Origin of the sequence: Novosphingobium sp. (genome assembly GCF_037133355.1) — a bacterium.
Classification (GTDB): domain Bacteria; phylum Pseudomonadota; class Alphaproteobacteria; order Sphingomonadales; family Sphingomonadaceae; genus Novosphingobium.
Map to the genome: position 1 here is coordinate 14,720 of NZ_JBAXOI010000014.1, position 12,649 is coordinate 27,368.

12 protein-coding genes are annotated in these 12,649 nt (G+C 66.2%); 7 read left to right on the forward strand and 5 right to left on the reverse strand.

What is annotated here, in order from left to right:
* Positions 1-4 precede the first annotated feature (4 nt).
* Positions 5-2,416, forward strand: a complete 2,412-nt coding sequence (locus WCL10_RS13995) for a penicillin acylase family protein (RefSeq protein WP_336896280.1) — start codon at positions 5-7, stop codon at positions 2,414-2,416.
* Here the strand turns inward: WCL10_RS13995 and WCL10_RS14000 are convergent.
* The 4 genes from WCL10_RS14000 to WCL10_RS14015 all read right to left on the reverse strand — a co-directional run bounded on the left by WCL10_RS14000 (position 2,413) and on the right by WCL10_RS14015 (position 5,348).
* Positions 2,413-2,772, reverse strand: coding sequence for an EthD domain-containing protein (locus WCL10_RS14000; RefSeq protein WP_336896281.1), 360 nt, complete (start codon positions 2,770-2,772; stop codon positions 2,413-2,415). The two genes, WCL10_RS13995 and WCL10_RS14000, sit on opposite strands and share 4 nt — an antisense overlap.
* A gap of 54 nt (positions 2,773-2,826) precedes the next feature.
* Complete coding sequence (locus tag WCL10_RS14005; protein ID WP_336896282.1) at positions 2,827-3,528, reverse strand: metallophosphoesterase; 702 nt, start codon at positions 3,526-3,528, stop codon at positions 2,827-2,829.
* Positions 3,525-4,811 carry an NADH:flavin oxidoreductase/NADH oxidase family protein gene (locus tag WCL10_RS14010; protein ID WP_336896283.1) on the reverse strand — a complete coding sequence of 429 codons (1,287 nt, stop codon included), beginning with the start codon at positions 4,809-4,811 and terminating at the stop codon, positions 3,525-3,527. The genes WCL10_RS14005 and WCL10_RS14010 overlap by 4 nt, the downstream gene beginning before the upstream one ends.
* 69 nt (positions 4,812-4,880) lie before the next feature.
* Positions 4,881-5,348, reverse strand: a complete 468-nt coding sequence (locus tag WCL10_RS14015) for an Lrp/AsnC family transcriptional regulator (protein ID WP_336896284.1) — start codon at positions 5,346-5,348, stop codon at positions 4,881-4,883.
* Between the two features lie 137 nt (positions 5,349-5,485).
* Between WCL10_RS14015 and hppD the strand changes: the two genes are divergently transcribed.
* Positions 5,486-6,604, forward strand: a complete 1,119-nt coding sequence (hppD, locus tag WCL10_RS14020) for a 4-hydroxyphenylpyruvate dioxygenase (protein WP_336896285.1) — start codon at positions 5,486-5,488, stop codon at positions 6,602-6,604.
* Complete coding sequence (locus WCL10_RS14025) at positions 6,601-7,140, forward strand: VOC family protein (protein WP_336896286.1); 540 nt, start codon at positions 6,601-6,603, stop codon at positions 7,138-7,140. Before hppD ends, WCL10_RS14025 begins: the two co-directional genes overlap by 4 nt.
* Here WCL10_RS14025 and WCL10_RS14030 read toward each other — a convergent pair.
* Positions 7,137-7,754: a TetR/AcrR family transcriptional regulator gene (locus WCL10_RS14030; protein WP_336896383.1), complete on the reverse strand. Its 618-nt coding sequence runs from the start codon at positions 7,752-7,754 to the stop codon at positions 7,137-7,139. The genes WCL10_RS14025 and WCL10_RS14030 overlap by 4 nt on opposite strands.
* Before the next feature lie 128 nt (positions 7,755-7,882).
* On the opposite strand from WCL10_RS14030, the gene WCL10_RS14035 reads away from it, so the two are divergent.
* The 4 genes from WCL10_RS14035 (at position 7,883) to WCL10_RS14050 (ending at position 12,638) form a co-directional block, all read left to right on the forward strand.
* Positions 7,883-9,064 (forward strand): acyl-CoA dehydrogenase, encoded by a 1,182-nt coding sequence (locus WCL10_RS14035; protein ID WP_336896287.1) that lies wholly within the window; start codon positions 7,883-7,885, stop codon positions 9,062-9,064.
* Positions 9,061-10,131 carry a phosphotransferase family protein gene (locus WCL10_RS14040; RefSeq protein ID WP_336896288.1) on the forward strand — a complete coding sequence of 357 codons (1,071 nt, stop codon included), beginning with the start codon at positions 9,061-9,063 and terminating at the stop codon, positions 10,129-10,131. Before WCL10_RS14035 ends, WCL10_RS14040 begins: the two co-directional genes overlap by 4 nt.
* A gap of 115 nt (positions 10,132-10,246) precedes the next feature.
* The gene (locus WCL10_RS14045) at positions 10,247-11,137 is read left to right on the forward strand and encodes a 3-keto-5-aminohexanoate cleavage protein (RefSeq protein WP_336896289.1); all 891 of its coding nucleotides are present in this window, start codon (positions 10,247-10,249) and stop codon (positions 11,135-11,137) included.
* Positions 11,138-11,150: 13 nt separating this feature from the next.
* Complete coding sequence (locus WCL10_RS14050) at positions 11,151-12,638, forward strand: carnitine 3-dehydrogenase (protein WP_336896290.1); 1,488 nt, start codon at positions 11,151-11,153, stop codon at positions 12,636-12,638.
* The last annotated feature ends 11 nt before the right edge of the window (positions 12,639-12,649 follow it).

Here is a 12,649-nt window from a genome sequence, read left to right on the forward strand (position 1 = left end):
TGCCTTGAAGGAGCGCTCGCTGATCCTGCCGCTCCTGCTGGCGGCGCTGATGCCGGGGGCGGCGCAGGCAGGGGAGGCAGCGCCCTCCCCGGCCCTTTCCGTACGGATCGACCGGGATGGCTTCGGCGTGCCGCATGTGTTTGGCGAGACGGCAGAGGCGGTGCTCTTTGGCGCGGGCTATGCCGAGGCGCGGGACCGGCTGGCGGATATGGAGCTCGGCCGGCGGCGGGCGCTGGGGCGGCTGGCCGAAGTGCTGGGTCAAACAGCCGTTCCGTCCGACATCGTCTCGCGCCAGCGGCTGCCGGACAAGGCCGAGCTGATGCGGATGTATGGCACGCTGGGTGGCGAGTATCAGCGGATGATCGCGGCCTATGTCGCGGGGGTGAACCGCGCGATTGCGGAGATCGAGGCCGACCCGGGGCACAAGACGCCCTATGAGTTCACCAAGTGGGGCGTGAAACCCGAACGCTGGGTGCTGACCGATTTCCTCGCGATGATCGCCAGTTTCCCGCGCGGTCGCGGCGGATCGGAAGTGACCAACCTGGCTTTCCTGCAAGCGATGATCGCACGACATGGCGAGGGCAAGGGGCGGCAACTGTTCAATGATCTGGTGCCGGTCAGCGATCCCGATACGCCCACGGTTATTCCGGCGGGCGAGGATCTTGCACCGGTCCAGCCCATGCCGCAGGCGACTTTCCTGACCTTGGCGCCGCTGGGCAAACCCGCCGAGCCGATCCCGGCGCCCGGCAAGGATCACAGCCGCTGCCTCGTGCTGGGGCCGCAGCGCACCGCGAGCGGCAAGGTGATCATGATGGAGGCGACGGCGGACGGGCCGGAAATCCATCTGCACGGCGGCGGTTTTGACAGCGCCGGCTTCACCACTCCGGCGTGGGGCGTGCCGATCATGGGGCGCGGGGCCCATCATGGCTGGCTGGTGACGTCCGGCCATGGCGATACGACCGACACCTTTGCCGAGAAGCTCGATCCCAAGGCCCCCAATCGCTACTGGTTTCAGGGCCGGTGGCGGGAAATGGAACGCCAGACGCAGACAATCCTCGTGAAGGGCGCGGCGCCGGTGCTGCGAGAGTTCCGCTGGACGGTGCATGGCCCGGTGGTGAGCGAGGACCGGCCGGGCGCGATTGCCTATAGCCAGCGCTTCGCCATTCGGGGGCATGAGCTGGAGAACTGGGCCGCATTTGTCGACATGCAGCGGGCACGGTCGATGGCCGAGTTCGATGCGGCCATGGCCAAGGTCGCGATCAATTTCGGCATTTGCTACGGCGACGAGAGCGGGCAGATCGGCTTCTGGGAAACGGGGATGATGCCGCGCCGCGCGCCCGGCACCGACCCGCGCCTCCCCACCCCCGGTACCGGCGAATACGAATGGCAGGGCTTCCTCTCGCCCGCCGAGCGGCCGCATATGGTGAACCCGAAGCAGGGCTGGATCCATGCGTGGAACAGCAAGGCGACTTCATGGAGCCGCGAGGGCGATGACGCGCGCATGGGGGCGACGTTCCGCACCTGGCTGGGCAGCCAGCTGGCGGCAGGATCGAAGGGCGCAACACTGCTCGACATGGCGGGCTACAACCGGCAGATCTGGAACGGCTTTGGTGCGCGCGACCGGGCCAATGCGCCGCCCTTCATGTTCGCCCCTTACTTGCGTGCAGCAGCGGCAAGCGCGAACGACCCTGAAGTGGCGCAGGCGGTCGAACTCATTATCGCGTGGAACGGGCGCCATGAGGACCGCGATGGCGACGAGCGCTATGACAAGGCCGGGCTGACCCTGTTTCGCGCGTGGCTGGAGACGGCGCCCATGGTGCTGTTCGGCCCGGTGATGGGGACGTGGTGGAAGGACATCGACGCGAAGCGCTATCAGAAGTACCGCACCGCACTGCTCTACCGCGCGCTGCAGGGGCGGGCGGCGGGGCTGCCGGTGGAGTTTGATTACTTTGCGGGGCACAGCCGCGAGGCAGTGGTGGCCGAGACGATCCGGCAGACGATTGCGGCGGTGCGGCCGCAGTTCGGCGCGGCGCCCATGGCAGAGTGGAAGCGGCCGATCTTCTGGAAATACTTCACCGATGAAGCCGAGGACCCGGCGCGGCCGCCGCTTCCCGATGATGACGAGCGCGGCAAGGCGCTGTGGGGCGAACTGGGGCTTGGGCCCAAGATGATCCCGCTGAACGGCGGCGAAGGCTGGGTGGGGATGATGGAGCTGACCCCCGGCGCACCGGCGATCTACACGATCACCGAGGTGGGCGGGCAGAACCAGTTCATCGATCCGGCAGGGCGCGGGACGGTCCATCTGACCGACCAGGTGCAGATGCACGCGCAGAACCGCTTCAAGCGGATCGACCTTGCCCCCGAGGCCATCGCGGCAGGGCGGGAATCGACCGTGACTCTGACGTACACGCCCTAGAAAATCACGCGCTCCTCGCCGAGCCAGAGCGGAGAGCGGGCAAGATCGATGAACTTGCGCTCGTCTTCCAGCAGAAGCGCACCGGCGGCGCGGGCTTCGGGCGTGTCGGTGGCGAGGTCTTCAAGGCTGTCCCACCACAGCTGCGCCACGCCGTCGTAGGGCCCGGGCGCGCCGCGCACGCGGGCGAAGGGGGCATCTTCAGCATCCGGCAGCGAGTGAAGCTGGACATAGCGCCGGATCTTCAGCGCCTCGCGCACGCTGGCGACGAGCGGCGCGTGATTGTTGAACCAGTAGTCCTGAAACTGGGCGCGGCTGAGATGCGGCAGGCGGTGAAGGCAGAAGGTGAGCTTGATCATGATCGTGTTCTCCCGCCGCGATTGCACGCCCAATCATCCCAAAAGGCAAGGACTTCAGCCAATCTGGCCGACCGTCTCCTCCGGCAAATCAATCCAGCTGAGCCGCCCGCCCGCGCCGGCACCGGTATCGAGGAAAATGGCCCGTCCGCCGGCGCGATTGGTCATGACCAGCGGCGTCTCGCGCGAGCGCACATCGTGGCCCGCGATGACTGTCCAGGCAGCAGGAATTGTCTCCACCCACTGGTAGGTGCGGATGGGTAGCGCCTCGCCGGCCACCATTCGCCCCTCGGCATAGAGGGCAAGGTAGCTCAGCTTGCTGCGCAGGGGCTTCGAGGCGGCTTCTGCGGGCTCGGCAAGCTCCAGCATTTCCGGCGCAAAGGCGCCGTGGAGCAGGATGTGGCGCCCATGGACGAGCCAATAGGGCGCAGCGGCATAGGCGCGTACGAACCGCGTCTTGATATCGGCACCATCGGGCGCTGCGGAGAGCGCCTCGAGCGTGGCTGCAAGATCAGGCCCGATCTGCGGCTGGCGCCCGCACAGCAGGCGGTAAAGCTTGTCGTCGTGATTGGACCGCAGAAGCGTGGCCCGCCCGGCCTCGATCGCCGCTAAAGCCACGCGCAGCGCCCCGGGACTATCCGGCCCGCGATCGATGAGATCGCCAAGCAGGACGACCGGCAGCGCTGTCGAATCGAGCGCGTGGGCGAGCCAATCGGCCTGGCCGTGAACATCGGCAATCACGCGGCAGGCTGGCGTCACCCCGTGCGCGCCTTGAGCCAGGCCTTGCCGGCCTTCTGGATGGCGAGCAGCGCCGAGAAGGGGGAGATGCCGATATTGGCCCTGCCGGTGCGGGCGAGCGCGTCGATCTGGGCATAGTACCAGTAGGTGACGGCAAAGCCCTCGACCGCGCGCAGCATCTTGAGGCCGCCGAGGAAGGAGAGCCAGGGGGGCAGGAGCTTCAGCTTGGTTTCCCAGCGGTCGAGTTCTTCGGCTCCGGCGAGCAGCTTGGCCGGGCCTGCGGTATCGACGCAGAGCGGGCGGCCGAGGCCGATCACGTCCGCCCCGGCGGTTTCCAGCGCAGTGTTCATCGCACGGCGGGTGCGAAAGCCCCCGGTGACCATGAGCGGCATGGTGAGCGCAGCGCGCATGGTCTTGGCGAAATCGACGAAATAGGCCTCGCGAGCGGCGGTCGACGCCTTTTGCGGCGGCGCGTCGGGGGCTTCCATGCCGGGGATGTCCATCATCGCGGGCTGCTCGTAGGAGCCGCCCGAGATTTCGAGCAGGTCGACGCCCGCATCCTGCAGCCAGCGCGCGACGATCATGCTGTCTTCGAAAGCAAATCCGCCCTTCTGGAAATCGGCGGAATTGAGCTTCACGCCGATGGGGAACGCGGGGCCGACCCCTGCCCGCACCCGCGCGACCACGGCCATGAGCATGCGCGCCCGGTTTTCGAGGCTGCCGCCCCACTGATCGGTGCGCAAGTTGGCGCGTGGGCTGAGGAACTGGGAGAGGAGGTAGCCGTGCGCTGCATGGATCTGCACGCCGGTGTAGCCAGTCTGCTGCGCGACTTCGGCGGCATGGCCGAAACGCTCGATGAGGTCGAGGATCTCCGGCTCGGTCAGCGCTTCGGGCAAGCCGAACTGCTTGCCGGGCAGGCCGACTGCTACGGCAGAGGGCGCCTTGGGGTGCGGGTTGACGGTGACCTGCGTCTGGCGGCCGGCGTGGCTGATCTGCATCCAGACATGCGCGCCGCCGCTCCTGCTGGCGCTGGCCATGGCGCGAAGGCCCGCGAGCGCGGCTTCATCCTGAGGTCCCTGAATGATGACATTGCCCGGGCGTTCGAGATGGTCGCGGTCGATCTGGACATTGCCGGTAATGAGCAGACCCGAGCCGCCTTCGCCCCAGAGGCCGTATAGCCGCGCGAGTTCAGGCGTGGCGCGGCCTTGCGGATCGGCAAGGCCCTCGGTCATCGCCGCCTTGGCGAGGCGATTGGGCAGGACGGCGCCGCAAGGCAGGACGAGGGTATCGGCAATTGTCGGCATGCGGCGATGTCTCCCGGATATGTTCTTGAGGCCGGCTTATTGCCCGCCTTTGCCGGGCGGACAAGCGCTTCACCCTTCAGGCGGCGGGAGCGGCAGGCTGGTGGTGCGCTTGATCCGGTCGAGCACCACGCTGGAACGGACGCTGGCGACATCGCCGTGGCCGAGAAGCTGTTCGTTCATCAGGCGTGAATAGGCCGAGAGGTCGCGGGCGACGATGCGCAGGAGATAGTCGGAATCGCCCGTGGTGGCGCGGCAATCGAGCACTTCGTCCAAGGCCGAGATGCGCTCGTGAAAGCTGCGCACCACTTCGGGGGCATAGCTCGCCATGGCAACGGCGACGAAGGCTTCGACCTGCAGGCCGAGCGCGGCTTCATCGAGCAGGGCGACGGTGCCGCGGATGTAGCCCTCGGCCTCGAGCCGGGCCACGCGGCGCGAGACCTGGCTGGGGGAGAGGTTGACGAGCTTGGCAAGGTCCGCATGGCTGCGCGCGGCATCGGACTGGAGCTGCGCGAGAAGCTGGCGATCAAGCTTGTCCATGCGTTGAATTGGCCTTTATCTCACTTCTGGCGCGCGATTGACGCACTTAGTGGCATTTTTCCTGCGCACTTTGCGCGGACAGTGCAAGGCTTATCGGCTATCATGCAGCGGACAACCGGAATTGCGGGAGAAATGCGGTGAACGCCGAGACCAAGACGACCGATCTGTTCGAAAACCCACTGGGGCTCGACGGGTTCGAATTCATCGAGTTCTCCGCAGGCGAACCGGGCCTGCTGGAGCCGGTGTTCGCGGCAATGGGCTTTGCGCATATCGCCAACCACCGCTCGAAAGCAGTGCAGCTGTGGCGGCAGGGAGGCATCAACCTCATCGCCAATTATGAGCCGAAGAGCCCGGCAGCATGGTTTGCCGCCGAGCATGGCCCTTCGGCCTGCGGCATGGGCTGGCGCGTGCGCAATGCGGCCGAAGCCTACCGCGTGGCGCTTGAACGCGGGGCCGAGCCGGTCGAGGTGCGCACCGGGCCGATGGAGCTGCGCCTGCCCGCGATCCGGGGGATCGGCGGGGCGATCATCTACCTGATCGACCGCTATGAAGGATCGCCCATGGGCGACCTTTCGATCTACGACATCGACTTCGTCTATTTGCCGGGAGTGGACCAACAGCCCAAGGGCGCGGGGTTCCACACGATCGATCACCTGACACACAACGTCTATGGCGGGCGCATGGCGCACTGGGCGGCGTTCTATGAGCGTATCTTCAACTTCCGCGAGATCCGCTACTTCGACATCAAGGGCGAATATACCGGCCTCACCAGCCGGGCGATGACCGCGCCCGACGGCAAGATCCGCATTCCGCTGAACGAGGAGGCAAAAGCCGGTGGCGGGCAGATCGAGGAGTTCCTGCGCGCCTACAATGGCGAGGGCATCCAGCATATCGCGTTTGCCTGCGATGACCTGCTGGGCGCGTGGGACCGCCTGAAGTCACTCGGTACGCCGTTCATGACCGCGCCGCCGGCGACATACTACGAGATGCTGGACGAACGGCTGCCGGGGCATGGCGAGCCGGTGGCGGAGCTGATGCAGCGCGGCATCCTGCTCGACGGCTCGACCGAAGCGGGTGATCCGCGGCTCCTCCTGCAGATCTTTTCGGAGACACAGATCGGGCCGGTGTTCTTCGAATTTATCCAGCGCAAGAAAGACGAGGGTTTCGGCGAGGGCAATTTCACCGCGCTGTTCCAGTCGATGGAGCGCGACCAGATGCGGCGCGGGGTTCTGAACGTGGAAGGAGCGGCGGCATGATCCCCGCCCTGCAGCGCATCCACCATGTCGCCTACCGCTGCCGCGACGCCAAGGAGACCGTGGCATGGTATGAGCGCGTGATGGGCATGCGCTATACCACCGCCTTTGCCGAGGACACGGTGCCTTCGACGGGCGAGCATGATCCCTACATGCACGTGTTCCTCGATTGCGGCGGGGGCAATGTGCTGGCGTTCTTCGAACTGCCTAACCAGCCGGAGATGGGCCGCGACCTGAACACGCCGGCCTGGGTGCAGCATCTGGCGTTCGAAGTGGCGGACGAGGCGGCGCTTCATGCGGCCAAGGCGCATCTCGAGGCCGAGGGCGTTGATGTGCTGGGGCCGACCTATCACGGCATCTTCCGCTCGATCTATTTCTTCGATCCCAACGGCCACCGCCTGGAGCTGGCCTGCAATATCGGCACGGCAGCGCAGCGCGAGGAGCTTCTGGCGCTGGCCCCGGTCATGCTGGAAGAATGGAGCCGCACCAAGCGTGCGCCCCGCCATGCCGAGTGGCTGCACAAGGACCCCAACGCCTAACGCGGCAGGAACCCCCGCGCGAGCACATCGACCATCTGGCGGGCAATGGCTTCGGGCGCGAGCGCGCCGCCGGGTTCGTGCCAGCGCGCGGGCCAGTTGAGCGCCCCGGCGAGCGTAAAGGCGGTGAGCTTCACATCGCAAGGGGCGATCGAGCCATCGGCCACTGCCGCTTCTATCAGGCCGCGCAGATCCGTATCGATCTGACGCTTGAGCGCGCGGAAGCGCTTGCGGCTTTCAGGGACCAGCGCCTCATCACCGGTGCGGATCACACAGCGGCCGAAATCGTCCATGTTGACCTCGGCGAGGCGCACCAGGAAAGCGACCAGCCGGTCCATCCCCGTGCCTTCGCGCGCACGTGATTGCTCTGCCGCCTCGATCAGCTGGCCAAGGCCGATCGAGACGCATTCGAGCAGGACCTGATCCTTGTTGCCGAGGTAGTGGTAGATCGTGGGCTTGGAGATGCCCAGCCGCGCGGCGACGTCGTCGAGCGAGGTCTGGTGGAAGCCGCGTTCGTTGAACATCTGAACTGCCGCGCGCAGCACCGCAGCGCGCTTTGCCTCGCGTTGGGAGCGCTTTTCCTCTGCCGAGGGAAAGGGGGATTGGGCAGCGTCCATGGCGCCGGCGAGGTTGACGGAAAACTCGGCCGCAGGCAATCTACTCATGCGTAAAATTTTTGCGGGAAGCGGTGCGCGAGTCGCGCGCACCCCGACGCGCGCCAGTCCAGAAGAAGGTTGTTCCGCACATGACGATCAGCAGCGAAGCGCTCGAGATGGCGGCGAAGGTAGAGGCTTTCGTGCGGGAGAAGATCTTCCCCTACGAGCAAGACCCACGCCGCGACCACCACGGCGCGCCGACCGACGAACTCGTCATGGAAATGCGCGAACTGGCGCGCGAAGCCGGCGTGCTCACCCCGCATATCCGGCCCGATGGCAGCCATTACAACCAGCGCGAGACGGCGGTGATCCTGATCAAGTCGGGCCTCACGCCGCTCGGCATGCTGGCCTGCAACACGCAGGCGCCGGACGAGGGCAACATGTACCTCATCGGCCATGTCGGGAGCCCGGAACTCAAGGAGCGGTTCCTCAAGCAGCTGGTGGAAGGCCGCTCGCGTTCCGCCTTTCTGATGACCGAGCCTGCTGAACTGAACGGGGCGGGCGCTGACCCCTCGATGATGCTGACGACTTGCCGCAAGGACGGCAACCACTGGGTGGTGAACGGCAAGAAGTGCTTCATCACCGGGGCCGAGGGGGCCAAGGTCGGCATCGTGATGGCCAAGTCCGAAGACCCGGATAGCAAGGGCGGCGCCTGCATGTTCCTGGTCGATCTGCCCGACCCGGCGATCCAGATCACCGGCGTGCCCAACACGATCGACAGCTCGATGCCTGGCAGCCACGCCGAAATCACCATCGACAACCTGCGCGTGCCCGCAGACCAGATGCTGGGCGATGCTGGCGAAGGCTTCAAGTATGCGCAGATCCGCCTCTCCCCTGCGCGGCTCTCGCACTGCATGCGCTGGCTCGGCGGGTGCATGCGGGCGCAGGAAATCGCGACCGACTATGCCAACCGGCGCATGGCCTTCGGCAAGACGCTGATCGACCATGAAGGCGTGGGCTTCATGCTCGCGGAGAACATGATCGACATCAAGCAGTGTGAACTGATGATCGACTGGTGCGCCTCGGTGCTCGATACCGGATCGCTCGGCACGGTCGAAAGCTCGATGACCAAGGTCGCGGTTTCGGAAGCGCTGATGCGCATTGCCGACAAGTGCGTGCAGGTGATGGGCGGGCTGGGCGTGACCGACAAGACGATTGTCGAGACCATGTTCCGCGAAGTGCGCGCGTTCCGGATTTATGATGGCCCGACCGAGGTGCACAAGTGGAGCCTCGCCAAGAAGCTGCGCCGTGACTGGAAGGCCGCGCAATGAGCGGTTCGGCTACGGATCTGGCGGCTGCGAACAGCGGCGCGGGCGAGGTCCGTGTCGCGTTTGATCAAGCGGCGCTTGCCGGCTGGATGGCGGCTAATGTCGAGGGCTTTGCCGGGCCGCTGACTGCCCACCAGTTCAATGGCGGGCAGTCCAACCCGACCTATCGGCTGACAACTCCAGGGCAGCGTTATGTGCTGCGCCGCAAGCCACCGGGGCCGCTGCTGAAAGGCGCCCATGACGTGCTGCGCGAGGCGCGGGTGCAGCAGGCTCTGGCCGGGACCGACGTGCCCGCGGCGCGCATCTTTGCGGTCTGCGCGGACGAGAGCGTGATCGGCAGTCCGTTCTACGTGATGGACATGGTCGAGGGCCGGATCTTCTGGGACGCCTCGTTCGGTGATGTGCCCTTGGGCGAGCGCGCGGCCTACTTCGGCGAGATGAACCGCGTGATCGCAGCGCTCCATGCGGTGGATATCGAGGCGGTTGGGCTGGGCGATTATGGCCGGCCGGGCAACTACTTCGCGCGGCAGATCGGGCGCTGGAGCAAGCAGTACCTCGAGGACGAACTTGCCGGCCGTCTGCCTGACATGGACGCGCTGGTCGAATGGCTGCCGACCGCAATCCCCGAAGGCGACGAGACAACCATCGTCCACGGCGATTTCCGCTGCGACAACATGATCTTCCATCCTACCGAGCCGCGCGTGCTCGCGGTGCTCGATTGGGAGCTTTCGACGCTGGGCCATCCGCTGGCGGATTTTTCCTACCACGCGATGATGTACCGCATGCCAGGCGATATCGTGGCAGGGCTTGGCGGCGCGGACCCGGTGCCGCTGGGTCTGCCCACCGAGGCCGAATACATCGCCGCCTACTGCGCGCGTACGGGCCGCAGCGGCATCCCGGGCTGGGACTACTACCTCGCATTCAACTTCTTCCGGCTGGCGGCGATCATGCACGGGATCAAGGGCCGCGTGCTGCGCGGCACCGCATCCAACGCGCAGGCGCGCGAGCGGGCTGAGTCCCTGCCCCGGCTGGCCGCGCTGGCGCGGGCTGCGATGGAGAATGTTCGCTAGGCGGCCGATGTTCAGGCACCGGTTATCCCCGCCAATTGGGCGCCCATGCTCATTTGGCAATTCAAATCGGCGGCGACGCGGCTAAAGCTCGGGCGCAAGGCCGGGAGAGAATGCCATGAATTTCGAGACCTTCATCACTTGCGCGGTCACCGGATCGGGCAGCACCCAGGACAAGCATCCCGCGCTGCCGATCACGCCCGCGCAGATCGCCGATGCCGCGATCGAGGCTGCACGCGCTGGGGCGGCGATTGCGCATATCCATGTGCGTGACCCGGAAACCGGCAAAGGCAGCCGCGATGTCGCGCTCTACCGCGAAGTGGTCGAGCGGGTGCGTGCAAGCGACACCGATGTGGTGATCAACCTCACCGCCGGGATGGGCGGCGATATCGTGTTCGGCCCCGGCGAGAACCCCTTCCCGCTTGATCCTGCCGGCACCGACATGGTCGGCCCGATGGAGCGGCTGTTGCATGTGCAGGAACTGCTGCCGGAAATCTGCACGCTCGACTGCGGCACGATGAACTTCGCCGAAGCCGATTACGTGATGACCAATACGCCCGGCATGCTGCGCACCATGGCAGCGGAAGTGCAGCGCCTCGGCGTGCGGCCCGAGCTGGAAGTGTTCGATACCGGGCACCTCGTGTTCGTGAAGGAAATGATCCGCGACGGGCTGCTTGATGATCCTGTGATGATCCAGCTGTGCATGGGAATCCCATATGGCGCGCCGGACGATCCGCTGACCACGATGGCGATGGTCCACCAGCTACCGCCGGGCGCGGTGTTCAGCGGCTTTTCGATCGGGCGCAACCAGCTGCCGTTCGTCGCCATGGCGGCGCTTGCCGGCGGGAATGTGCGCGTGGGACTGGAGGACAACCTCTATCTCGGACGCGGAGAGTTTGCGAGCAACGGCCAGCTGGTCGAGCGCGCGGTGCAGATCCTTACCGGCATGGGCGCACGCATTCTGAGCCCCGCCGAAGTGCGCGCCAAGCTCAAGCTGATCAAGCGCTGAGGACCCCGACCAGATGACCCATGATATCAGCAAGGTCGGCATTGTCGGCGGCGGCGTGATTGGCGCAGGCTGGGCGGCGCGTTTTGTGCTCAACGGCATCGACGTTTCGATCTACGACCCCGACCCCGAAATCGAGCGCAAGACGGCGGCGGTGATCGCCAATGCCCGGCGCGCGCTGACCCGCCTGTTCGGCAATGCCCTGCCCGCCGAAGGGACCGTGTCCTTCGCCGCCAGCCTGGCGGATGCGGTACGCGAGGCTGATTTCATTCAGGAAAGCCTGCCCGAACGCGAGGATCTCAAGATCCGCTTGCTCGCGGAAATGGACGCGGCAATGCCTGCCCATGCCGTGATCGGCTCGTCCACTTCAGGCCTGCTGCCGACCAAGCTCCAGTCCGGCATGGCGCGGCCCGACCGGCTGGTGGTCGGCCACCCCTTCAACCCGGTGTACCTGCTGCCGCTCGTCGAGATCTGCGGCGGCGACCAGACCAGCCAGCTGACCAAGGACATCGCCGCTGCCGTTTACGAGCGGATCGGCATGAAGGTTCTGCATGTCCGCAAGGAGATCGACGGGTTCATCGCCGACCGTCTGCTCGAAGCAGTGTGGCGCGAGGCGCTCTGGCTGATCAATGACGGCGTGGCCACGGCTTCCGAAATCGACGATGCAGTGCGGTTCGGTGCCGGCATGCGCTGGTCTTTCATGGGCACGTTCCTGGTCTACCGGCTTGCCGGCGGCGAGGAGGGCATGCGCCATTTCCTCCACCAGTTCGGCCCCTCGATGGAATGGCCCTGGACCAAGCTGATCGGCCCAAAGCTGACCGACGAGCTGATCGAGACGATCGCCCGCCAGAGCGACGAGCAGGCGGGCGGCATCGACCTGCGCACTTACGAAAAGCTGCGTGACGATTGCCTAGTAGACCTGACGCACGCGCTGGAACGCAACGACTTTGCCTCGGGCCAGGTCGCCCGGGCGCACCGGGCGCGGCTGGTGGCGGCGGGCACGGGCGATGCCCCTGCGATCGGTTCGATCCTCGCCGACGGGCGGATGCTGACGATCTCGACCCCGGTCCAGCCCGAGTGGATCGACTATAACGAACACATGACCGAATACTGCTATCTCAAGCTGTTCGGCGATGCGACCGATGTGGTGCTGGGCGCGATCGGCGCGGGTGCGGACTACGTGGCGGCGGGCCATTCCTGGTACACGGTCGAGACGCATATCCGCCATCTCGGCCAGTCGCGGCTGGGCGAGCCCATCGAGGTGCGCACGCGCGTGCTGGCGGCCGATGCCAAGCGGCTGCACTTGTTCCACGAAATGGTGAGCAACGAGCAGGACGCCGCGATCGCGACGGCAGAGCACATGCTGGTCCATGTCGATGCCGCGGCGGAGAAATCGGTACCGGCGCCGCAGGTTATGCAGGACGCGGCGCAGGCGCTGGCCAAAGGCCAGGCACATTTGCCCGCGCCCGAGGGCATGGGCCGCCAGATCCGGATGCCGGGGTGAACCACCAAGGG